Source organism: Streptomyces sp. NPDC048018 (assembly GCF_043202995.1).
Classification (GTDB): Bacteria; Actinomycetota; Actinomycetes; order Streptomycetales; family Streptomycetaceae; genus Streptomyces.
Window position 1 is genome coordinate 64,288 of the sequence record NZ_JBIDBK010000007.1, and the last position, 22,577, is coordinate 86,864.

Below are 22,577 nucleotides of genomic sequence, written 5' to 3' on the forward strand. Positions count from 1 at the left end.
CCGTGAACCCCACCCCCGCCTCCGAGACCACCGGAACCGGCACCGCCTGCGGCCCGCTGACCGAGGAGCCCACCGTCCCCCGCCAGTACCCGGGCCCCCACCACCCCACCACCCACACCCCCCTCGGCACCCCGCCCGCCCCCGCCCTCACGCCCGCGCCCACCTCCTCGCCCGCCCCGGCGGGCGACCCGCTGGACGACCCCGACCCCGCCCGGGCGGCCGACACCGCCGCCGTCGAGAACCTGCTGCGCTGCTGGGTACGGGAGAAGAACCTGCCCGCCCCCGTCACCACCGGCCCCCTGCGCATCCCCCTCGACGCCAGCGGCACCGCCCTCCTCGTGCCCGTCCGCCACTGGTCGCCCACCGGCTGGCACCGCTTCGGCGCCCCCGCCCTCGAAGGCCTCCCCGCCACGGCACCCGCCGTCGACGCCGTCACCGTCGCCGCCCTGCTCAGCCGCGAGACCGGCCGTCCCGAAGGCACCGAGCTCGTCGGCCGCGTCGCGGACTCCGCACGACGCACCGCCGAGTTCATCGCCGAACGCCGCCGCGACCCGCACCCCCACCCCGAGGCCGACCTCTTCCTCAGCGCCGAACAGTCCCTGCTGCTCGGCCACCCGCTGCACCCCACGCCCAAGAGCCGAGAAGGACTCTCCGAAGCCGAAGCCCGGCTCTACTCACCCGAGTTGCACGGCGCCTTCCCCCTCCACTGGATGGCCGTCGACCACGCCGTCCTCGCCACCGACTCCGCCTGGACCGAACAGGGCCGCCCCGTGGCCGCCCCCCAGCTCACCGCCGGCCTGGCCGAGGGACTCGACCTTCCGGCCGGCACCGCCGCCCTGCCGCTCCACCCCTGGCAGGCCCGCGAACTCCGGCACCGCCCCGGCGTCGCCGCCCTCCTCGACGCCGGCCTCCTTCACGACCTCGGCGCCCACGGCGCCTCCTGGCACCCCACCTCCTCCGTCCGCACCGTGCACCGCCCCGGCGCCCGTGCCATGCTCAAGCTCTCCCTCGGCGTGCGGATCACCAACTCCCGCCGGGAGAACCTCCGCAAGGAACTCCACCGCGGCGTGGAGGTGCACCGCCTCCTGCGCACCGGCCTCGTCGACCAGTGGCAGGCCGCCCACCCCGGCTTCGACATCGTCCGCGACCCGGCCTGGCTCGCCGTCGACACCCCCGACGGCGAGCCCGTGCCCGGACTCGACGTCATGATCCGCCACAACCCCTTCGCCGCCGGCGACGACGCCGTCTGCCTCGCCGCGCTCACCGCCCCGCGCCCCTGGCCCGGCTCCCCCCGGATGCGCTCCCGCCTCGCCGAACTCGTCCTCCGGCTCGCGGCCCGCACCGGACGCCCCACCACGGCCGTCGCCGCCGAGTGGTTCCTGCGCTACCTCGACCTGGTGGTCCGGCCCGTGCTGTGGCTCGACGGCCAGGCCGGGGTGGCCCTGGAGGCCCACCAGCAGAACACCCTCGTTCTCCTCGACCCCGAGGGCTGGCCCACCGGTGGCCGCTACCGCGACAACCAGGGCTACTACTTCCGCGAGTCCCGCCGCGAGGAGCTGGAGAGCCGCCTCCCCGGCATCGGCACCGCCAGCGACACCTTCGTCTCCGACCAGGTCACCGACGAGCGCTTCGCCTACTACCTCGGCATCAACAACGTCCTCGGCCTCATCGGCGCCTTCGGCTCCCAGCAGCTCGCCGACGAGCGCGTCCTGCTGGCCGCCCTGCGCCAGTTCCTCGCCTCCGCCACCGGCCTCGGATCCCCGCTGCCGCACCGGCTCCTGGAGGCCGCGACCCTGCGCTGCAAGGCCAACCTCCTCACCCGGCTGCACGGCCTCGACGAACTCGTCGGCCCCGTCGACACCCAGTCCGTCTACGTCACCATCACCAACCCCCTCCGCTCCTGAACCCCCGGCCGGCCCGGGCACCCCGCGCCGGCCCCGAGCTGGCACCACCCACCCGCGGACGGCCGATTCCACGGACCCGACCCCCGGACGCCTGATCCGGGACCCCGATTCCACGGACCCCGACCCTCGCAACCCCGGATCCCGTACCCCCGAGCACCCGCCCCCGGACCGCCGAACCCCGGACGCCTGAGCTCGCCCGCCCCATCCCCTGGGGGGACCGGCCTCCGGGCCGCCGCCCGGTGGACGGTCCGAGCCACCGGTCCCTCCGACACCCGTCCCGGCGTCCCACCTCACCCCGTCCCGACCCGACCCCGTCACCCCGACCCGACCCGTCACCTCACCTCACCTCACCTCACCCCGTCCCGACCCCGTCACCGACCCGCCGAGAGGAGAGCGCCCCCGTGCCTCCCACCGAAGCGCACCCCGGCACCGGCACCCCGCCCGCCGCCGACCGGGGTGCCGACGACACCCTGGACCTCCACCTGCCCGGCGAACTCATCGCCCTCCTCGCCCCGGACCGGCCGAGCGGCAGTGCCCACCGCGACCTGCTCGACGACATCGCCGCGTGGCAGCCCGCCGTCACCCCGGTCGGACGCTTCCGGCTCGTCCCCGTCCGGCCGGACCGCGACCTGCCGCTCATCGCCCGCTGGATGAACGACCCCGCCGTGGCCGCCTTCTGGGAGCTCGCGGGCGCCGACAGCGTGACCGCCGAGCACATCCGCGCCCAGCTCGACGGCGACGGCCGCAGCGTCCCCTGCCTCGGCGTTCTCGATTCCACCCCGATGAGCTACTTCGAGATCTACCGCGCCGACCTCGACCCGCTCGCCCGCCACTACCCGGCGCGCCCGCACGACACCGGCATCCACCTCCTCATCGGAGGAGTCGCCGACCGCGGCCGCGGCGTCGGCACCACCCTGCTGCGGGCCGTGGCCGACCTCGTCCTCGACCACCGTCCCCGGTGCACCCGGGTCCTCGCCGAACCCGACCTGCGGAACACCCCCTCCGTGGCGGCTTTCCTCGGCGCCGGCTTCAGGCTCTCCGCGGAGGTCGAGCTGCCCGACAAGCGAGCCGCGCTCATGGTCCGCGACCGCGCCCTGCGTCACGTCCTCTGAACACCCCCTGCCTCACCTCCACCGCTCGACCCACAGCGGTTCCCAATCCGAGGAGTCCTCGTGTCGATGTCCCCTGCACCCCACGACTCCACACAGCCCGCACCGCCGGTCCTGTCCGCTCCCCCCGAGCTCACCCCCGAGACCTGGTCGCGGGCCTCCTCCCGGCTGCTCGCCAAGGCCGTCGCGGAGTTCGCGTACGAGGAGATCGTCGAACCCCGGCCGGCCGACGGCCCCGACCGCTACACGCTCACCCTCGACGACGGCGGCACCCTCGCCTTCACCGCCCGCCGCGGCGCGTACCACGGCTGGCGCGTGGACCCCGACTCGCTCACGCTCGACGGCCGCCCCGCCACCGACCCGCTGGACTTCCTCGTCCGCGCCCGCCGCCTCCTCGGCCTCGACGGCGCCACCCTCGGCCACCTCATCCGCGAACTCACCACCACCCTCGCCGCGGACGCCCGGCTCGCCCACACCGCCCTGCCCGCCGCCCGCCTCGCCGACCTCGGCTACGCGGAGCTCGAAGGGCACCAGACCGGGCACCCCTGGCTCGTGGTCAACAAGGGCCGGATCGGCTTCTCCGCCGGCGACGCCGCCCGCTGGGCCCCCGAGGCCCGCCGCCCCGCCCGGCTGCCGTGGATCGCCGTCAGCAGCCGGATCGCCGCCTACCGCGGCGTCCCCGGTCTCGAAACCCCCGACCGGCTCTACGTCCGCGAACTGGACCCGGACGTCCGCGAGACCTTCCACGCCACCCTGCGCGCCCGCGGCCTCGACCCGGACGCCTACCTCCTGCTGCCCGTCCACCCCTGGCAATGGGACGAGGTCCTGCTGCCGCTGTTCGCCCCCGCCATCGCCTCCGGGGCCGTGGTCCCCCTCCCGGCCGACGGAGACCTCCGGCTGCCGCAGCAGTCCATCCGCACCTTCCTCAACACCACCCGTCCCGACCGGCACACCGTCAAGCTGCCGCTGTCCGTCCTCAACACCCTGGTCTGGCGCGGCCTGCCCACCGAGCGGACCCTCGCCGCCCCCGCCGTCACCGCCTGGGTCCACGGGCTGCGCGACGCCGACCCCTTCCTGCGCGAGGAGTGCGGCGTGATCCTCCTCGGCGAGGTCGCCTCCGTCACCGTCGAGCACCCGCTGTACGACCGCCTGCCGGAAGTGCCGTACCAGTACAAGGAACTCCTCGGCGCCATCTGGCGCGAGCCCCTGCGGCTGCCCCCGGGCGAGCGCGCCCGCACCCTCGCCTCGCTGCTCCACACAGATCCCGGGGGACGCGCCTTCGCAGCCGAACTCGTGGAGCGCTCGGGGCTCGCCCCCCGAGCCTGGCTCCAGCGCCTCTTCGCGGCCCTGCTGCCCCCGCTGCTGCACTTCCTCTACCGCTACGGCACCGTCTTCTCCCCGCACGGCGAGAACGCCATCGTCGTCTACGACGACCAGGACGTGCCCGTCCGCCTGGCGATCAAGGACTTCGTCGACGACGTCAACATCAGCGCCGTGCCGCTCCCCGAGCACGCCGGCATGCCGGACGACGTGCGGGCCGTGCTGCTCACGGAGGAGCCGGACTTCCTCACCCAGTTCATCCACTCGGGCCTCTTCGTCGGCGTCTTCCGCTACCTGGCGCCGCTCTTCGAGGAACAACTGGACGTGCCCGAGGAGGAGTTCTGGACCCTCGTGCGCGCCGAGATCCTCCGGCACCAGGCGCGCTTCCCGGAGCTGAAGGAACGGTTCGAGCTGTTCGACCTCCTCGTGCCGCGGATCGACCGGCTCTGTCTGAACCGCAACCGCCTCCACCTCGACGGCTACCGCGACCGCCCCGAGCGGCCCCACGCCGCCGTCCACGGCACCGTCCCCAACCCGCTCGCGTGATCACCGTGACGGCCTCCGCTGTCGGTGCCGCCCCGTAGGGTGGAAGGGCTATGACGAAGCCATCCCTCCCCGATCTCCTCCACGCCGCCGTCTCCGCCGTCGGCGGTGTGGAGCGCCCCGGCCAGGTCACCATGGCCGCGGCCGTGGCCGAGGCCATCGACGACGGTTCCCACCTCCTCGTCCAGGCCGGCACCGGCACCGGTAAGTCCCTCGGCTATCTCGTCCCGGCGCTGGCGCAGGGGGAGCGGGTGGTGATCGCGACGGCGACGCTGGCGCTCCAGCGCCAGCTCGTCGAGCGCGATCTGCCGCGGACGGTCGACGCGCTGCATCCGCAGCTGCGGCGGCGCCCGGAGTTCGCCATGCTCAAGGGCCGGTCGAACTACCTCTGCCTGCACCGTCTCCACGAGGGCGTGCCGCAGGACGAGGAGGAGGGGCTCTTCGACCCCTTCGAGGCGGCGGCCCCCACCAGCAAGCTCGGTCAGGACCTGCTGCGGCTGCGCGACTGGTCCGACGAGACCGAGACCGGCGACCGGGACGACCTCACGCCGGGCGTCTCCGACCGGGCCTGGGGCCAGGTCTCCGTCTCCTCGCGCGAATGCCTGGGCGCGAGCAAGTGCGCGTACGGGGCGGAGTGCTTCGCCGAGGCGGCCCGCGAGCGCGCCAAGCTGGCCGAGGTCGTCGTCACGAACCACGCGCTGCTCGCCATCGACGCCATCGAGGGTGCGCCGGTCCTGCCGCAGCACGAGGTGCTCATCGTCGACGAGGCCCACGAGCTGGTCTCCCGGGTGACGGGGGTCGCCACCGGCGAGCTCACCCCGGGGCAGGTCAACCGTGCGGTGCGGCGGTCGGCGAAGCTGGTCGACGAGAAGGTCGCCGATCAGCTGCAGACCGCCGCCGAGGGTTTCGAGAGGGTGATGGAGCTGGCGCTGCCGGGTCGCCTGGAGGAGATCCCGGAGGACCTCGGCTACGCGCTGACCGCCCTGCGCGACGCCTCGCGTGCGGTGATCACCGCCCTCGGCTCCACGCGGGACCGCTCGGTGCAGGACGAGGACGCGGTCCGCAAGCAGGCCCTGGCCTCCGTGGAGACGGTCCACGGGGTCGCCGAGAGGATCACCCAGGGCTCGGAGTACGACGTCGTCTGGTACGAGCGGCACGACCGGTTCGGGGCCTCGCTGCGGGTCGCGCCGCTGACGGTGTCCGGCCTGCTGCGCGAGAAGCTGTTCGCCGACCGCTCGGTCGTCCTCACCTCGGCCACCCTCAAGCTGGGCGGTGACTTCAACGGGGTGGGCGCCTCACTGGGCCTCGCCCCGGAGGGCATCCAGGGCGAGGACCTGCCGGTGTGGAAGGGCATCGATGTCGGCTCGCCCTTCGACTATCCGCGGCAGGGCATCCTCTATGTGGCGAAGCATCTGAACCGTCCCGCGCGGGACGGTGAGCGCGGCGACATGCTGGACGAGCTGACCGAGCTGATGCAGGCCGCCGGGGGACGCACCCTGGGCCTGTTCTCCTCCATGCGTGCCGCCCAGCAGGCGGCCGAGGAGCTGCGGACCAGGATTCCCGAGCTGCCCATCCTGCTCCAGGGCGAGGACACCCTCGGCGAGCTGATCAAGAACTTCGCCGCCGACCCGAAGACCTGCCTGTTCGGCACGCTGTCCCTCTGGCAGGGCGTGGACGTCCCCGGGCCGAACTGCCAGCTGGTCGTGATGGACAAGATCCCCTTCCCGCGACCGGACGACCCGCTGATGAGCGCGCGCCAGAAAGCGGTCGAGGACGCGGGCGGCAACGGCTTCATGGCGGTGGCGGCGACGCACGCCGCCCTGCTCATGGCTCAGGGCGCCGGCCGGCTCGTACGGGCGACGGGGGACCGCGGTGTGGTCGCGATCCTCGATCCCCGGCTGGCGACGGCGCGGTACGGCAGCTATCTGAAGGCCTCGCTGCCCGACTTCTGGTACACGACGGACCGCAACCAGGTGCGGAAGTCCCTGGCGGCCATCGACGCCGCCGCCCAGGCCACGGCGCAGGCATAGCGGCCGACGACTTCGTGGGGCCCTGCCCAGGACCCCACGAAGTCGGAAGCGGCGCTGCCCGCCAGGGCGGACCGCGTCGTGGTGACCCTCGGCAACGAGGCCGAGGGTCACCGGGGAAACAGCAGACCCCGGGACCGGCGCAGTGGGTCCCGGGGCCCGGTCAGGGCGGACGAGGTGGGGTCACACCCGTCGCAGTACGGCGACGACCTTGCCGAGGATGGTGGCCTCGTCGCCGGGGATCGGCTGGTACGCCGCGTTGTGCGGCAGCAGCCAGACGTGCCCGTCCTCGCGCTTGAAGCGCTTGACCGTGGCCTCGCCGTCGAGCATGGCGGCCACGATGTCCCCGTTCTCGGCGACGGGCTGGCGGCGGACCGTGACCCAGTCCCCGTCGCAGATCGCGGCCTCGATCATGGAGTCGCCGACCACCTTGAGGACGAACAGCTCACCGTCGCCGACCAGCTGCCGGGGGAGCGGGAAGACGTCCTCGACGGACTCCTCGGCCAGGATGGGGCCACCGGCCGCGATGCGTCCGACCAGGGGGACGTAGGAGGCGGCGGGCTTGCCCGTGGTGTCCGTCGGCTGCGTGCTCGGCTGGTCCGAGCCGCGTACCTCGTAGGCCCGCGGACGGTGCGGGTCACGGCGCAGGAAGCCCTTGCGCTCCAGGGCCATGAGCTGGTGCGCCACGGACGAGGTGCTGGACAGGCCCACGGCCTGCCCGATCTCGCGCATGGACGGCGGGTACCCGCGACGCTGCACCGAGTCGCGGATGACCTCAATGACCCGGCGCTGGCGGTCGGTGAGACCCGAGCTGTCCGCCCTGATCCCTGGAGGTCGTCCGGGGAGCGAGCGCGCGGGTCGTCCGGGCTCCCCCTCCCCGTTCATGACTGAGTCATTCATCGCGTGCACCGGCTCGAGTCGGCCCTGGGAGCGGTCCTGGGCAGTGATGGTGGCACTGTCTGCGGTGGTGGTCACGTCGGCGGCCCCTCTCGAATGGTCTCCCTGGCTGGCACAACGGTAGTAGCTTTCGAAAGGTTGCGCCAAACACACGTTCGAGTGAAAATTCGCAGTTCGCCTTACGTGTGTATGCGTGGGGGTGTATAGGCAGAACCGGTCGACGTCCCAAATCGGTCATTACGGTAGTCTTCACCGCCGAGCCGGATCGGCGGGCCGTCCGGTCCGGGGCGCCCTCCCAGTGTGGCACCGGCGACCCCGGAACAGCCGCAGCCGCGCCCTTCCCGTACCCTCGTGGCCGGTCGGGGACTCCTCCGGACGCCCGCTCCCGGTGCGACACGCGCAGGGGTGAAATGGCGGACCAACCCAAGATCTAGTGGTTGCATGTCAGCTGCCACCCACAAGTAGTGGTCCCCGGTCTGCCGGGGGTGCTCGGATCGCCTATGCTGGTGGTCGCTTCGAGGGGCCTTGACGGGCCTGGCGAAGCCATTCAGTCGTGCCGTGAGGGAGGGTCGGAACCACATGCACTGCCCCTTCTGCAGGCACCCCGACAGCCGTGTCGTCGACAGTCGCACGACCGACGACGGGACGTCCATCCGCCGCCGCCGCCAGTGCCCCGAGTGCTCCCGTCGTTTCACGACGGTCGAGACGTGTTCGCTCATGGTGGTCAAGCGGTCCGGGGTCACCGAACCCTTCAGTCGCACCAAGGTCATCTCCGGCGTCCGCAAGGCATGCCAGGGGCGGCCCGTCACCGAGGACGCCCTCGCCAAGCTCGGCCAGCGGGTCGAGGAGGCGGTGCGCGCCACCGGGAGCGCCGAGCTGACCACCCACGACGTGGGGCTGGCCATCCTCGGCCCGCTGCAGGAACTCGATCTCGTCGCGTACCTGCGATTCGCGTCCGTTTACAAGGCTTTCGACAGCCTGGAAGACTTCGAGGCCGCCATCGCGGAACTCCGTGAGCGGCCTCCCGCCGGGGACGGTGGGACTGGGGCGACCCCCGGGGTCCCCGTTCCCGCCACCGCCGCCGACTAGGCCGGCGGGCCGGACCCGCCGGGTCCGGCGACCGGGCCGCCACGCGGCCCCCGGAAGACCTGCCCCGAGCGATCCGCGAGGCGTTCGTGGCAAGAGCACTACAGACGTCAGTACAGAAAACGGAGCCCTGGAATTTTCCTGGCGCTCCAGTGTGTTTTGCCCGTATATGGGAGGCGGCATGACAGAGACGGCGAGCGGTCCGGCACGTGGTTCCCGCACCAAGGGAGCCAAGGCGGCGAGCAAGGGCCTGCGTATCGAGCGCATCCACACCACCCCCGGCGTGCATCCGTACGACGAGGTGAACTGGGAGCGCCGTGACGTCGTCATGACCAACTGGCGCGACGGCTCGATCAACTTCGAGCAGCGTGGCGTCGAGTTCCCCGACTTCTGGTCGGTGAACGCGGTCAACATCGTCACCAGCAAGTACTTCCGCGGGGCCGTCGGCACCCCGCAGCGCGAGACCGGTCTCAAGCAGCTCATCGACCGGATCGTGAAGACCTACACGAAGGCCGGCGAGGAGCACGGCTACTTCGCCTCGCCCGCCGACGCCGAGATCTTCGAGCACGAGCTGGCCTACGCCCTCCTGCACCAGATCTTCAGCTTCAACTCCCCGGTGTGGTTCAACGTCGGCACGCCGCAGCCCCAGCAGGTCTCCGCCTGCTTCATCCTGTCCGTCGACGACTCCATGGAGTCGATCCTCGACTGGTACAAGGAAGAGGGCATGATCTTCAAGGGCGGCTCCGGCGCCGGCCTGAACCTCTCCCGGATCCGCTCCTCCAAGGAGCTCCTCTCCTCCGGCGGCAACGCCTCCGGCCCGGTCTCCTTCATGCGCGGTGCCGACGCCTCCGCGGGAACGATCAAGTCGGGCGGTGCCACCCGCCGCGCCGCCAAGATGGTCATCCTCGACGTCGACCACCCGGACATCGAGGACTTCATCGAGACCAAGGTCAAGGAGGAGGAGAAGATCCGCGCCCTCCGTGACGCGGGCTTCGACATGGACCTGGGCGGCGACGACATCACGTCCGTCCAGTACCAGAACGCCAACAACTCCGTCCGCGTGAACGACGAGTTCATGAAGGCGGTCGAGGCCGGCAGCACGTTCGGCCTGCGCGCCCGCATGACCGGTGAGGTCATCGAGGAGGTCGACGCCAAGTCGCTCTTCCGCAAGATGGCCGAGGCCGCGTGGGCCTGCGCCGACCCGGGCATCCAGTACGACGACACGATCAACCGCTGGCACACCTGCCCCGAGTCCGGCCGCATCAACGGCTCGAACCCGTGCAGCGAGTACATGCACCTGGACAACACGTCCTGCAACCTCGCCTCGCTGAACCTGATGAAGTTCCTCAAGGACGACGGCAAGGGCAACCAGTCCTTCGACGTCGAGCGCTTCGCCAAGGTCGTCGAGCTCGTCATCACCGCGATGGACATCTCCATCTGCTTCGCCGACTTCCCCACCCAGAAGATCGGCGAGAACACCCGCGCCTTCCGCCAGCTCGGCATCGGCTACGCCAACCTCGGCGCCCTGCTGATGGCGACCGGCCACGCGTACGACTCCGACGGCGGCCGCGCCCTCGCCGGCGCCATCAGCTCCCTGATGACCGGCACCTCGTACCGGCGCTCCGCCGAGCTGGCCGCGGTCGTCGGCCCCTACGACGGCTACGCCCGCAACGCCGAGCCGCACCAGCGCGTCATGAAGCAGCACGCCGACGCCAACGACAAGGCCGTCCGCATGGACGACCTGGACACCCCGATCTGGGCCGCCGCCACGGAGGCCTGGCAGGACGTCGTCCGCCTCGGCGCGAAGAACGGCTTCCGCAACGCGCAGGCCTCGGTCATCGCCCCGACCGGCACCATCGGTCTCGCGATGTCCTGCGACACCACCGGCCTCGAGCCCGACCTCGCCCTGGTCAAGTTCAAGAAGCTGGTCGGCGGCGGCTCGATGCAGATCGTCAACGGCACCGTCCCGCAGGCCCTGCGCCGCCTGGGCTACCAGGAGGAGCAGATCGAGGCGATCGTCGCCCACATCGCCGAGAACGGCAACGTGATCGATGCTCCCGGCCTGAAGACCGAGCACTACGAGGTCTTCGACTGCGCCATGGGCGAGCGCTCCATCTCCGCGATGGGCCACGTCCGCATGATGGCCGCCATCCAGCCCTGGATCTCGGGCGCCCTGTCCAAGACGGTCAACATGCCGGAGACGGCGACCGTCGAGGAGGTCGAGGAGATCTACTTCGAGGCGTGGAAGCTGGGCGTCAAGGCGCTCGCGATCTACCGCGACAACTGCAAGGTCGGCCAGCCGCTCTCCGCCAAGAAGAAGGAGGACGAGAAGGCCGAGGTGACCGCGAAGACCGAGGCGACGATCCGCGAGGCCGTCGAGAAGGTCATCGAGTACCGCCCGGTCCGCAAGCGCCTCCCGAAGGGCCGCCCGGGGATCACCACCTCCTTCACGGTCGGTGGCGCCGAGGGCTACATGACCGCCAACTCCTACCCGGACGACGGTCTCGGCGAGGTCTTCCTCAAGATGTCCAAGCAGGGCTCGACGCTCGCCGGCATGATGGACGCCTTCTCCATCGCCGTCTCCGTCGGTCTGCAGTACGGCGTGCCGCTGGAGACCTACGTCTCGAAGTTCACCAACATGCGCTTCGAGCCGGCCGGCATGACGGACGACCCGGACGTGCGGATGGCGCAGTCGATCGTCGACTACATCTTCCGCCGCCTGGCGCTCGACTTCCTGCCCTTCGAGACCCGCTCCGCGCTCGGCATCCACTCCGCCGAGGAGCGCCAGCGCCACCTGGAGACCGGCTCGTACGAGCAGTCCGTCGAGGACGTCGACATGGACGTCGAGGGACTGGCCCAGTCCGCCCCGCGCGCCCAGGAGCTGAAGGCCGTCGCCGCCCCGGTGAAGGCCGAGGTCCCGGCCCCGAAGCAGGCCCACACCTCCGCGGAGCTCGTCGAGATGCAGCTCGGCATCAGCGCGGACGCCCCGCTCTGCTTCTCCTGCGGTACGAAGATGCAGCGCGCCGGCTCCTGCTACATCTGCGAGGGCTGCGGCTCGACCAGCGGTTGCAGCTGACCGTCCTGAACAGCGCGTGAGATGAGGGCGCCGGCCCTGAGCCGGCGCCCTCTTCCGCGTCCGCGGCCCTGAGCCGGCTCCCCTCGTCCGTGTCCGCGGCCCTCTGCTCCCGCCCGGTGCGCGGACCGGGCGGGTGCGCCCGGAAAGGATCACCGGTTAGGCTCTGCGGCGCGCGAAGAGCGCGGTGAGCAGGGGGGAATCATGGCTGGTGAAGGGGCCGGGGAGGCCGCGCGTCCGCATGTGGGTGCACAGGTGGCGACGGCGCTGATCCTGGGCGGCATGCTGGCCGGGGGCTTCTGGTACATGGCCGGGAACTCGCCGGAGAGCAGCGCCGCGGAGCGGCCCGCGGTCTGCACGGCGGCGACGGGGACCATGCCGGCGCGGTACGTCTCCGGCACGCGGCTGTGCGAGGTGCTGAACCGTCCGGATCTTCCGGCCCTGCTGGGCACACCCGGGGAACAGGCGAGCACGGCCTGGGGCAGCGACGGGTGGACGGACGGGGACGACAGGAGCCCCTCGCCCGAGGGGAACGTGACCCTGCCGACGTACTCCGTGAAGCTTGCGGTCTCCTACGACAGGCTCCCGGTCTCCCGACTCGGCCGCCTCCTGGGGAACACGGCGGAGCCCACGAAGGTTCTGGGGCGCCAGGCGGTCTTCTACTCGGACCGCACCCTCGCGTTCGCCGTGCCGCTCGGCGGCGGGGGCAAGGCCGAGACCCGCACGGGCGGCATCGCCCGCCATCTGCTGGTCGCCAAGGACGCCAAGGACGGCGGCGGGGCCTACGAGATCGTCATCTGGCGCTACGACCAGGCCTGGCCCGACGACGCGGCACTGCTGCGGATCGCCGAGAGCGTGCTGCCGACGGTCCCGGGCTGGTCGGGACGCTGAGCACGGGAGGAACCGGCCCCCGCGAGCCGGTCCCTCCTCCGTGCCTTACGCGCGCCGTTCGCCCATCACCGCGCCGAAGTCGCCCGGATCCGTGTCGAGTCCGTGGAGGAGGGGGCGGAAGGTCCAGCCCTCCTCGCCGTCGCGGACGAACTCGGCGGCCGTCGCCGCGGTGGCGTCCGCCAGGGACGACAGGTCGTCGACCAGGAGGTCCGTGTAGCCCTCACGCACGCGGACGCCCAGCCCCGCCACCTGGCCGAAGGTGAGCCGTCCGCCGCCCTGCTGTATCGCGAAGCCCACCACCACGCGCGCGTACCGCGGCGCGAGCCGCGTCAGCTCCAGGGTCATCGCCTCGTCGTAGCCGAAGCCCTGACCCGTACGGCTGTCGCGGTGCAGGGTGATGGTGCCGTCGGGGGAGCGGCTGTCGAAGTGCACGAGATAGTCCGGAGGACCGTACGGGGCGTCCGCCGTGTAGACACCCGCCACGATGTCCAGGTCGTGCGCGGGCGCGCCGGCCGGACTGGGGTCCCACTTGAGCGCCACCTCGACCTTGCCGACCCCCTTGTTGAGCCCGCTCATGGTGAATCCCCTCTCTCCGCACGGTTCCTGACGATCTGTTCATGGTGTCATGTGATCAACATGTCATCCGAACAAGGGGGCCACGGGATGTGGGGCGGGGAAGAGCTGGATCTGGACGCATATCTGGCGCGGATCGGGTACTCGGGGCGCCTCACGCCCGACCTCGCGACGCTGCGCGCCCTGCACCGGGCGCACGTGTCGGCGATCCCCTTCGAGAACCTCGACGTCGCGCTGGGGCGCCGGATCTCCCTCCACGTCAGGGATCTTGAGGCGAAGCTCGTCGGCCGGCGGCGCGGCGGCTACTGCTACGAGCAGAACAGCCTGCTCGCCGCCGCGCTGGAGCGTGTCGGCTTCGAGGTGCGGGGGCGCGGCGCCCGGAACCGTACGCGCGGGGACGTGCTGACGCCGATCACCCACGCGCTGCTCGTCGTCACCCTCGACGGTGAACAGTGGCTTGCGGACGCCGGGTTCGGGTGGCAGGGCCCGTTGGAGCCGGTTCCGCTCGCCGACGGCGCGCGCGTCGAGCAGGACGGATGGGTCTTCGGCGTCGGCGCCGAGGCGGAGGGCGTCCACGTGCTGCGCTCGCTTCGCCCGGAGGGGTGGACCGATCTCTACTCCTTCGCCCCGCACGCCCTGTACCCCGTCGACTTCGAGCTCATGAACCACTACAGCTCCAGCCATCCCCGCTCGCGCTTCCTCGGGCAGGTGGTGGCCCATCTGCCCGGCGCCGAGACGCGCAGGGCGCTGGTGCGCGACCGCCTGACCTCGGTCCGTGTCGACGGGACGCCTGAGGAACGACGGGTGGGACCGGCCGAGTTGGCCGGGACCCTCACCGAGCTCTTCGGCATCGCACTGGACGAGGAGGAGACCGAGGGGCTGGTGCGGGTGCACTCCGGCGAGGTCTGACGGCGCGTCGCTCCGCCCCGTACCATGGCGCGGTGCTGGTCAAGTGGATTCGCTGCACCGTGGTGGACCGTCGAGGGTTCGAGCGGGGGCAGCGGAAGTGGGCGGGGCTGCTCGGAGAGCCGGGATTCCGGGGGCAGGGCGGGGGATGGAGCCGGCTGCGGCCGGATGTCGCCCATGTCTTCGCGTTCTGGGAGAGCCGGGCGTTCTACGACTCGTTCATGGCGCGGTCGCACGACCGGCTCGCCGCCGCGCAGGTCGGCACGCACCGGGATCTCCAGGTGAGGCTCTTCGACCACCGCTTCGACGTGAAGACCGGCTTCGAGCCGCGCTTCGCCGACGCCGACGTGGCCCGGGTCGCGCACTGCCGGGTGCATGCGGAGCGCGTCGAACACTTCGCCCTGATGCAGGAGAAGGTGTGGAACCCGGCGATGGCCGGGTCCCCCGGGATGCTCCGTGGCATGTTCGGCGATGCGCCCGGGCACGAGTTCCTGGTCCTGTCGATGTGGAACTCGGCGGCGGAGCACGGCAAGTACCGGGCGGAAAGGGTCGAGCGCCTCGGCCTGCGGGCGCAGACCGAGGCGGACGTGGCCGCGATGACGGGCGACGTGGTGCAGCTCGAACCGACGTGGACGGTGTGAGGGGCGGGACCAGGCCGCGGGGTGGGCCGTGGGCGGGTGCCCGCCGTGTCCCCCGGGGGACGTCCCGAGGACCGTCTCGTGGGCCCGTGTGCGGGGCGGCCCGTGGGCCTTCCCCCGGGCGGGGACGACGGCCGGCGCTCAGGCGCCCGCGCCGTTCGAGGCCCCGACCGCGGGCCCGGCGTGCTCCCGCGTGAAGGCGCCCGCCTCCACCGCCGCCAGGACCGTCCGCGCCGCCTGGTCCGCGACGGCGGCGTCGACCGGCTCCCGCGTGACGAACAGCCGGAGGAAGAGGGGTGCCGAGACCGCGCGCACGACCGCGCCCGCGTCCGTGCCGGCCGGTGCGTCGCCCCGCGCCACGGCATGTTCGACGACACTCTCGCAGCGCCGGAAGCGCTCCTCGTAGAACGCCCGCAGGGACGCGGCGGCCTGCGCGGACTGGAACGCGGCGGCCACCAACGCCGCTGGCGCCGCGGCCTGCCCCGGATCCGCGAAGGCGTCGACCACCTCATGGGCCAGCGCGCGCAGATCGCCGGCCAGGCTCCCCGTGTCCGGGGGCGTCCACTCGTCCTCGCCCGCGAGCGCGTCCGCGACCATCCCCTCGACCCCGCCCCACCGCCGGTAGAGCGTCGTCTTGTGGACCCCCGAGTGCTCCGCGACGTATTCCACGGTGAGTGCCGGATAGCCGTGCTCGGCCAAGCCCGTGAGCACGGCGTCGCGGACGGCGGCGCGGGTGCGGGCGGTGCGGCCGCCGGGGCGCCGGCTGCCGGGAGCGGGGGCGGGAGCGGGGGCGGGAGCGGGGGTGGGCGGTGACGCGTTCGCCATGCGCTGCGACTCGTTCAATTGCTACTCCCGTTGCGTTAGTGGGATGAGTGTGCCACACTCGTCGTAACGCGACACCTGTTGCGTTAGCTGAGCCTCAAGGCCCTGGGGGGCGCCCCTTGCCCACGCAGATCTCACTTCACGACGTGACCGTGACCCGCGGCGGACGCATGCTGCTCGATCGGACCTCGCTCGCCGTGCGCCCAGGCGAGCCGATAGGGGCCGTGGGCGAGAACGGCGCGGGTAGGCCCACCCTTCCGCGCACAGCTCACCGCCTTCCCATCACGCGGCGGATACGAGGCCGACGCGCGCGTCGGCAAGGCGATGCACGGCCTCGGTCTGGCGCACATAGGCCGTGAGCGACGGCTCGGCAGCCTCTCCGGCCGCGAGCAGGCCCGCCCCGGCATCGCCTGCCTGGAGCGGTGGGAGGGGGCCGTGGTCGTCGTCTCCCATAACCGCGAACCGCGCCGCAGGTTCACCGGTCGCACACGCCGGACGGACTTTGGACGCCTGCTCGACCGAGCCGTCCGGCCGAGGGCCGTCTAGGGTCGTCGCATGGCACGACCGCGGCGCATCGTTCTCGTACGGCACGGAGAGTCCGAGGGCAATGTCGATGACACGGTGTACGAGCGGGAGCCCGACCACGCCCTGAGGCTCACCGCGACGGGGTGGCGACAGGCGGAGGAGACCGGACTGCGACTGCGGGAGCAGTTCGGGGAGGAGCGCGTGAGCGTCTACGTCTCGCCCTACCGCCGCACCCACGAGACGCTGCGCGCGTTCCGGCTCGACCCCCGTCGCGTCCGGGTCAGGGAGGAGCCCCGGCTGCGCGAGCAGGACTGGGGAAACTGGCAGGAGCGGGAGGACGTGCGCCTCCAGAAGGTGTACCGGGACGCCTACGGGCACTTCTTCTACCGCTTCGCCCAGGGCGAGTCCGGGGCCGATGTCTACGACCGGGTCGGGGCCTTCCTGGAGAGCCTCTACCGGAGCTTCGAGGCGCCCGACCACCCGCCCAACGTCCTGCTCGTCACGCACGGACTGACCATGCGCCTGTTCTGCATGCGCTGGTTCCACTGGACGGTCGCCGAATTCGAGTCCCTGTCCAACCCCGGCAACGCCGAGACCCGGACGCTGCTGCTGGGGGAGGACGGGAAGTACCGGCTCGACCGGCCCTTCGAACGCTGGCGTACCCCGGAACCGTACGGCCCCACCGGATAGAGTGGCAGGGCGATGACCGCTGACTCCTCTCTCGACCGGCGCTTCGACCGCGCCCTGGCCAGCCTGCGCGGACTGGCTGTGGGAGACGCCCTGGGCTCCCAGTACTTCGTTCCCGCCAACTATCCCCTGCTGAAGCGGCGCGAGCCGCCGACCGGTCCCTGGCAGTGGACCGACGACACGGAGATGGCCTGCTCGGTCCTGGCCGTGCTGGTCGCCCACGGCCGGATCGACCAGGACGCGCTCGCCGAGTCCTTCGCCCGTCACCACGACTTCGACCGCGGCTACGGCCCCGCCGTCAACCGGATGCTCCGGCTCATCCGTGAGGGAGGGGACTGGCGGCAGCTCGCGGCCGGGCTCTTCAAGGGGCAGGGCTCGTGGGGCAACGGCGCCGCCATGAGGATCGCGCCCCTCGGCGCCTGGTACGCCGACGACCCCGAACAGGCGACCCACCAGGCCGAGATCTCGGCGTACACGACCCACCAGCACCGCGAGGCCGTGGTCGGGGCGATGGCCGTCGCCGCCGCGGCCGCACTCGCCGCCGACCCGGCCGGTCCGCCCACACCCGAGGCGCTGCTCGACGGAGTCGTCGCACTGGTGCCGCGCAGCGCCGTCGGGGCCGGGCTCCGCCGGGCCCGCGACATGCTCGACTACGGCGACGCCGGGACGGTCGCCGCGGTCCTCGGCAGCGGACGGCGTACCAGCGCGCACGACACCGTGCCGTTCGCGCTCTGGTCGGCGGCCCGGGCCCTCGGCGACTTCGAGCGGGTGTTCTGGACCACCGCGGGGGTGGGCGGTGACGTGGACACCACGTGCGCGATCGCCGGTGGCGTCGTGGCCGCCGCCGGTCCGGCCGGGGCTCCGCCGGCCGCGTGGCTGGAGCAGACCGAGGCACTTCCCGACTGGGTGCCCGCGGGGGTCCGTTCCTAGAAGCGTGCCGTCCCGGGGCGCCCGCGCCCCGGGACCCGGCCGTCGTCGGGCGGGCCCAGTGTCACGGTCCTGCCACAGCTGCGGCCGGGCCGGTTCACCTGCGCCTGCCGCGGTTAGAGTCGGCCACTCCGCAGCGCTGATCATGACAACAGCGTGCCGACGAGACACCCGGGACCGCCGCCCTCCGCCGCAGGACCGCGCGGACCGGGCCGGGAGGGGGTCCCGTGACCGACACACCGTCCGCAGAACCGCCGAAGGACAGCCCACCGTCCGCAGAGCCGTCGAACGACGGCCCGGAGCCGAGGGACGGGGGCGAGCCCCAGCAGACCGCCGTCGGCGACGCCGCGAGCATCACCGCGAGCGGGAAGGCCGCCGAGCCGAAGCCGGAGACAGGGCAACAGGTCGCCGCGTCTGCGGCGCCGCCGGCCGACGGCCCGCCGCCGGCCGATGCCCTGCCCACGGGCGCCGGCTGGCCTGTTGCCGCACCGGCCGGCGCCGCGGCCGCCGTCCCGGCCGCTGCCGTGCAGCCCGGCCCGGCCGGCGCCGCGACCGCCGCCCAGGCCGCTGCCGTGCAGTCCGGGCCCGTACCCGGAGGGCCCGGACCCGGTCGCCCCGGACCCGGGGGGCCCGTACCAGTCCCAGGGGGACCCGTACCGGGGCCGTACGGGCCGGGGGCGTATCCGCCCTACCAGGCCTGGGGTCAGCCGCGGAAGCCCGCCCCCAGCAGGCTGCGGCCCGCGGAGCCCGCCCGCCCGACCGCCGCGACGCTGGGGGCGATCCTGGCGACCGCACTGTTCGCCGCGCTCTTCCTCGGGGCGGGCGCGGGTGTGAACCTGCTGCTCGTCGCCGTGCCGGCGACCTTCGCCGGGGCCCTCGCCGCCCGCGCGGCCGGCCGTCGGCTGCGCCCCTGGACGCTGGTCTGGGCGATCGGCGGTGCGGCCCTGCTCGTCGTGCCCGCCCTGAGCGACGCCGGCTGGCCGACCTTCCTCGCGATCGTCGCCGCCCTGGGGCTCACCGGCTTCGCCCTGCACGGCGGCCGGAGCTGGCCCAGCATGCTGTTCGGACCGATCGGCCTCTTCGACTCCGTCGGCACCGGCATGCTGTGGACATGGCGCGGTGTGCGCGAGCGCGCGAGCGGCTCGCAGGGCCGCTGGGTACCGGTGCTGCGCACCGTCCTCATCGCCCTCGGCCTCCTGGTCGTCTTCGGCGCGCTGTTCGCCGGGGCGGACGCCGCATTCGCCGACCTGCTCGGCTCGCTCATGCCGGACATCTCGGTGGAACAGGCGCCCTGGCGGGTGCTGTGCTTCCTCCTCGGCCTGTTCGGCGCCCTCGCGGTCGCCCGCACCGGCGCGGCCCCGCTGCGCTGGGACCGGATGACCTTCAGCCCCGGGCGGGCCCGCGGCCGCTTCGAGTGGGCGCTCCCGCTGATCGTCCTGAACCTGCTCTTCGCGGCCTTCATCGCGATTCAGCTCGCGGTGCTCTTCGGCGGCTACGACAAGGTCCTCAGCGAGACCGGCCTCACCTACGCCGAGTACGCGCGCCAGGGCTTCTGGCAGCTGCTGTGGGCCACCCTGCTCACCCTCGCGGTCATCGGCCTGGCGCTGCGCTGGGCGCCGCGCGAGAGCGCGGGCGACCGGCGGCTGGTCCGGGGCGTGCTCGGCACCCTGTGCGTCCTCACCCTGGTCGTGGTCGCCTCGGCGCTGCGCAGGATGGACCTGTACGTGGACGCGTACGGACTCACCCGGCTGCGGATCTCCGTCGCGGCCATGGAGATCTGGCTCGGCGCGGCGATCCTGCTCATCATCGCCGCGGGGATCTGGGGCGCCCGGATGCTGCCCCGCGCCCTCGCGGTGAGCGCCGCCGGTTTCGTGCTGGCCTTCGGAGTGATCCGCCCCGACGCCGTCATCGCCGAGCAGAACGTCCAGCGCTACGAGCGGCTCGACAAGATCGACGTCCGCTATCTGCGGGGCCTCTCCGCCGACGCCGTACCGGCGCTCGACCGGCTGCCCGAGCCCCTGCGCTCCTGCGCCCTCCGGGACATCGCCGACCAGCTCGAGGACGCCCGGGAGAAGAGCTGGTACGAGACCAGCCTTTCCGAGGCCCGGGCCAGGGGCATCCTGGCCGAGCGGGGCGTGAGCGGTCGGGCCGCATGCGGCGGAGCCACCCGCGACGAGCAGTACGACCCGGACGCGGACCCCTACGCGCCCTGATCCCCCGGCCCCCGCACAGCGGACGGCGTGCCGCCCCCCGTACGAGAGGGACGGCACGCCGTCGTGTGCCGGAGGTCAGGTGTCAGGCGACCGGACCGGCCGCCTCCGCCTTGCCGCTGAGGGCCTCCAGGTCGCTCTTGCGGACCCGGATCACGGTCACGGCGGTGACGAGCGCGATCAGCGCCATCGCGACGGCGGCGGTGAAGGCGCTGGAGATGCCGGCCGTCAGCACGTCGTGGGACCAGGGCGCCGGCAGTTGCTTCTCCCTGAGGAACGCCGCCTTCTGCTCCGGGGTCGCGTGGGCGAGGAAGTCCGGCACCTGCTGCTCCCCCTCGTTCCTGCTCGCCGTGCCGAAGACGGTGACCAGGATCGACAGACCGAGCGAACCTCCCACCTGCTGGGTGGCGTTGAGCAGGCCCGAGGCGGCGCCCGCCTCGTGCTGCGCGACTCCCGAGACCGCGGTCAGCGTGAGCGTCACGAAGTTGAGGCCCATGCCGACGCCGAAGGTGACCATGGGGCCCAGCACGCCGCCCAGATAGGAGCTGTCCGGTTCGATGAAGGTCAGCCAGAACAGACCGGTCCCGGTGAGCGCCGCACCCGTCACCATGAACGGCTTCGGGCCGAGGACGGGCAGCAGTCGCTGGGCCAGCCCGGCGCCGACGCCGATGGCGAGCGTGACCGGCAGGAAGGCGAGGCCGGCCTGAATCGGGGTGTAGCCGAGCACGTTCTGCACGAAGAGGACGATGAAGAAGAACATGCCGAACATGGCGGCGGCCAGGCTGAGCATGATCACGTACGTGCCGGAACGGTTGCGGTCGGCGAACATGCGCAGGGGCGTGATGGGTTCACGCGCCCGCGACTCGACGACGGCGAAGGCGGCGAGCAGGATCACCGCGGCGACGAACGACCCGATGGTCAGCGAGTCCTTCCAGCCCTCCTCCGAGGCGCGGATGAAGCCGTAGACCAGGGCGGCCATGCCGAGGGTGGAGGACAGGGCCCCGGCGAGGTCGAAGCGACCCGGGTGACGCTCCGACTCGTTGATGAAGCGCGGGGTCAGGAAGGCGATGAGCAGGCCGATCGGGACGTTCACGAAGAACACCCAGCGCCAGTCGAGCCATTCGGTGAGCATGCCGCCGGCGAGCAGGCCTATCGCGCCACCACCGGCGGAGACCGCCGCGAAGACGCCGAAGGCGCGGTTGCGCTCGGGGCCTTCGGGGAACGTCGTGGTGATCAGGGCGAGCGAGGTGGGCGAGGCGATCGCGCCGCCGGCGCCCTGGAGGGCGCGCGCGGCGAGGAGTTGCCACGGCTCCTGGGCGAAGCCGCCCAGCAGGGAGGCGAGGGTGAAGAGCAGGATGCCGGTCAGGAACACCCGGCGGCGCCCGAGGATGTCGCCTGCCCGGCCGCCGAGCAGGAGCAGACCGCCGAAGGTCAGGGTGTACGCGCTGAGCACCCACGACAGGTCGGTGGTCGAGAAGGAGAGCGCCTCCTGGATGTGCGGCAGCGCGATGTTCACGATCGTGGCGTCAAGGACGACCATCAACTGACAGGCGGCGATGACGGCGAGGGCGATTCCCGGCCGATTCGGATACCGGGCGGTGCCCGGATCGAGCTGGGTGTCCACCGGCGATGTTGTCACTGTGCATCCCCCACGGAAGAATTCAGTGAACGCACTCGTTCACTGTCGTCCACGGTAGTGACTCCCCCTCAGGGAACGCAACCGTTCACTGAGCACCGCCGGGATGACCCGTTTCGATCTCAACAGAGAGGTTCTGATGGGTACTTCGCACTCCGAGGCCGCCGCTCGGCCGCACGGGTCGGCACCACGGCGCCGCGGTCCGGTGCTGGAACGCGCCATTCTGGAAGCCGCCCTCGAACAGCTCGGCACCGTCGGCTGGAACGGCCTGACCATGGAGGGCGTCGCCGTCGGCGCGCAGACCGGCAAGGCCGCGGTGTACCGCCGGTGGTCGTCGAAGGAGGACCTGGTCGCGGACGCGCTGAGGACGGGCCTCCCCGCCCTCGACGAGGCGCCCGACCACGGCGGGGTGCGCGAGGACCTCTACCAGCTGTGCCGCAGGGTGCGGGCCGCGATGTACTCGAAGCCCGGCTATGCCCTGCGCGCCGTCCTTCACGAATGCGACAGCGAGGCCTCCGAGCGGTTTCAGGAACTGATCCTCACCGGGGTGATCGAGCCCTCGCAGAGACTCCTGCGCGCCGTGGTGGAGCGCGGCATCGCCCGGGGTGAGGTGCGTGAGGACGCTGCCCACGAGGCGGTCTACGACGTGATGCCGGCCATGATGATGTACCGGTCCAAGGTGTGCGGAAGCGAATGGAGCGACGCCGAGATCGCCGAGATGATCGACCTGGTCATGGTGCCCCTGCTGCGGCGCTAGCGGGCCGGCCGGGCGGCCGGGCAGGCCGAGATGGGCACCGTGTTTC

The 22,577-nt window shown here is 72.4% G+C and carries 18 protein-coding genes; 13 read left to right on the top strand and 5 right to left on the bottom strand.

Annotation, left to right across the window (positions count from 1 at the left end):
- Positions 1-2: 2 nt before the first annotated feature.
- The 4 genes from ACGF1Z_RS26150 to ACGF1Z_RS26165 all read left to right on the top strand — a co-directional run bounded on the left by ACGF1Z_RS26150 (position 3) and on the right by ACGF1Z_RS26165 (position 6,906).
- On the top strand, positions 3-1,904 hold the full coding sequence (locus ACGF1Z_RS26150; RefSeq protein ID WP_393007980.1) for an IucA/IucC family protein: 1,902 nt from the start codon (positions 3-5) through the stop codon (positions 1,902-1,904).
- A 401-nt stretch (positions 1,905-2,305) separates the two neighbouring features.
- On the top strand, positions 2,306-3,016 hold the full coding sequence (locus ACGF1Z_RS26155) for a GNAT family N-acetyltransferase (RefSeq protein ID WP_393007982.1): 711 nt from the start codon (positions 2,306-2,308) through the stop codon (positions 3,014-3,016).
- Positions 3,017-3,082: 66 nt separating this feature from the next.
- Positions 3,083-4,879, top strand: coding sequence for an IucA/IucC family protein (locus tag ACGF1Z_RS26160; protein WP_393007984.1), 1,797 nt, complete (start codon positions 3,083-3,085; stop codon positions 4,877-4,879).
- Between the two features lie 50 nt (positions 4,880-4,929).
- Positions 4,930-6,906, top strand: coding sequence for an ATP-dependent DNA helicase (locus ACGF1Z_RS26165; RefSeq protein ID WP_393007986.1), 1,977 nt, complete (start codon positions 4,930-4,932; stop codon positions 6,904-6,906).
- 180 nt (positions 6,907-7,086) lie between these two features.
- On the opposite strand, the gene lexA is transcribed toward ACGF1Z_RS26165, so the two are convergent.
- Positions 7,087-7,878, bottom strand: coding sequence for a transcriptional repressor LexA (gene lexA / locus ACGF1Z_RS26170; RefSeq protein WP_376628582.1), 792 nt, complete (start codon positions 7,876-7,878; stop codon positions 7,087-7,089).
- Positions 7,879-8,379: 501 nt separating this feature from the next.
- Between lexA and nrdR the strand changes: the two genes are divergently transcribed.
- The 3 genes from nrdR to ACGF1Z_RS26185 all read left to right on the top strand — a co-directional run bounded on the left by nrdR (position 8,380) and on the right by ACGF1Z_RS26185 (position 12,850).
- A complete protein-coding gene (gene nrdR / locus ACGF1Z_RS26175; RefSeq protein WP_393008469.1) occupies positions 8,380-8,889 on the top strand; it encodes a transcriptional regulator NrdR in 510 nt (169 codons plus the stop codon).
- Positions 8,890-9,067: 178 nt separating this feature from the next.
- Complete coding sequence (locus ACGF1Z_RS26180) at positions 9,068-11,962, top strand: vitamin B12-dependent ribonucleotide reductase (RefSeq protein WP_393007988.1); 2,895 nt, start codon at positions 9,068-9,070, stop codon at positions 11,960-11,962.
- Between the two features lie 201 nt (positions 11,963-12,163).
- The gene (locus ACGF1Z_RS26185; protein WP_393007990.1) at positions 12,164-12,850 is read left to right on the top strand and encodes a DUF6215 domain-containing protein; all 687 of its coding nucleotides are present in this window, start codon (positions 12,164-12,166) and stop codon (positions 12,848-12,850) included.
- 45 nt (positions 12,851-12,895) lie between these two features.
- Here the strand turns inward: ACGF1Z_RS26185 and ACGF1Z_RS26190 are convergent, their stop codons facing one another.
- A complete protein-coding gene (locus ACGF1Z_RS26190) occupies positions 12,896-13,426 on the bottom strand; it encodes a TerD family protein (protein WP_393007992.1) in 531 nt (176 codons plus the stop codon).
- A 60-nt stretch (positions 13,427-13,486) separates the two neighbouring features.
- Here ACGF1Z_RS26190 and ACGF1Z_RS26195 point away from each other — a divergent pair, with 60 nt between their 5' ends.
- Both ACGF1Z_RS26195 and ACGF1Z_RS26200 read left to right on the top strand, forming a co-directional pair.
- The gene (locus ACGF1Z_RS26195; protein ID WP_393007994.1) at positions 13,487-14,332 is read left to right on the top strand and encodes an arylamine N-acetyltransferase; all 846 of its coding nucleotides are present in this window, start codon (positions 13,487-13,489) and stop codon (positions 14,330-14,332) included.
- A gap of 32 nt (positions 14,333-14,364) precedes the next feature.
- Positions 14,365-14,970, top strand: coding sequence for a YdbC family protein (locus ACGF1Z_RS26200; RefSeq protein ID WP_393007996.1), 606 nt, complete (start codon positions 14,365-14,367; stop codon positions 14,968-14,970).
- Positions 14,971-15,108: 138 nt separating this feature from the next.
- Here ACGF1Z_RS26200 and ACGF1Z_RS26205 read toward each other — a convergent pair whose 3' ends face one another.
- Together ACGF1Z_RS26205 and ACGF1Z_RS26210 are read right to left on the bottom strand one after the other, a co-directional pair.
- Positions 15,109-15,792, bottom strand: coding sequence for a TetR/AcrR family transcriptional regulator C-terminal ligand-binding domain-containing protein (locus tag ACGF1Z_RS26205; RefSeq protein ID WP_393008471.1), 684 nt, complete (start codon positions 15,790-15,792; stop codon positions 15,109-15,111).
- A 279-nt stretch (positions 15,793-16,071) separates the two neighbouring features.
- On the bottom strand, positions 16,072-16,242 hold the full coding sequence (locus ACGF1Z_RS26210) for a hypothetical protein (protein WP_393007998.1): 171 nt from the start codon (positions 16,240-16,242) through the stop codon (positions 16,072-16,074).
- 102 nt (positions 16,243-16,344) lie between these two features.
- On the opposite strand from ACGF1Z_RS26210, the gene ACGF1Z_RS26215 reads away from it, so the two are divergent.
- From ACGF1Z_RS26215 to ACGF1Z_RS26225, 3 genes are all read left to right on the top strand, one after another.
- On the top strand, positions 16,345-17,004 hold the full coding sequence (locus ACGF1Z_RS26215; protein WP_393008000.1) for a phosphoglycerate mutase family protein: 660 nt from the start codon (positions 16,345-16,347) through the stop codon (positions 17,002-17,004).
- A gap of 12 nt (positions 17,005-17,016) precedes the next feature.
- Positions 17,017-17,931, top strand: coding sequence for an ADP-ribosylglycohydrolase family protein (locus ACGF1Z_RS26220; protein ID WP_393008002.1), 915 nt, complete (start codon positions 17,017-17,019; stop codon positions 17,929-17,931).
- Between the two features lie 224 nt (positions 17,932-18,155).
- Positions 18,156-20,141, top strand: a complete 1,986-nt coding sequence (locus ACGF1Z_RS26225) for a DUF4153 domain-containing protein (protein ID WP_393008005.1) — start codon at positions 18,156-18,158, stop codon at positions 20,139-20,141.
- A gap of 82 nt (positions 20,142-20,223) precedes the next feature.
- Here ACGF1Z_RS26225 and ACGF1Z_RS26230 read toward each other — a convergent pair whose 3' ends face one another.
- Positions 20,224-21,777 (bottom strand): MFS transporter, encoded by a 1,554-nt coding sequence (locus tag ACGF1Z_RS26230; RefSeq protein WP_393008007.1) that lies wholly within the window; start codon positions 21,775-21,777, stop codon positions 20,224-20,226.
- A gap of 136 nt (positions 21,778-21,913) precedes the next feature.
- Here ACGF1Z_RS26230 and ACGF1Z_RS26235 point away from each other — a divergent pair, with 136 nt between their 5' ends.
- Positions 21,914-22,531 (top strand): TetR/AcrR family transcriptional regulator, encoded by a 618-nt coding sequence (locus ACGF1Z_RS26235; RefSeq protein ID WP_393008009.1) that lies wholly within the window; start codon positions 21,914-21,916, stop codon positions 22,529-22,531.
- The last annotated feature ends 46 nt before the right edge of the window (positions 22,532-22,577 follow it).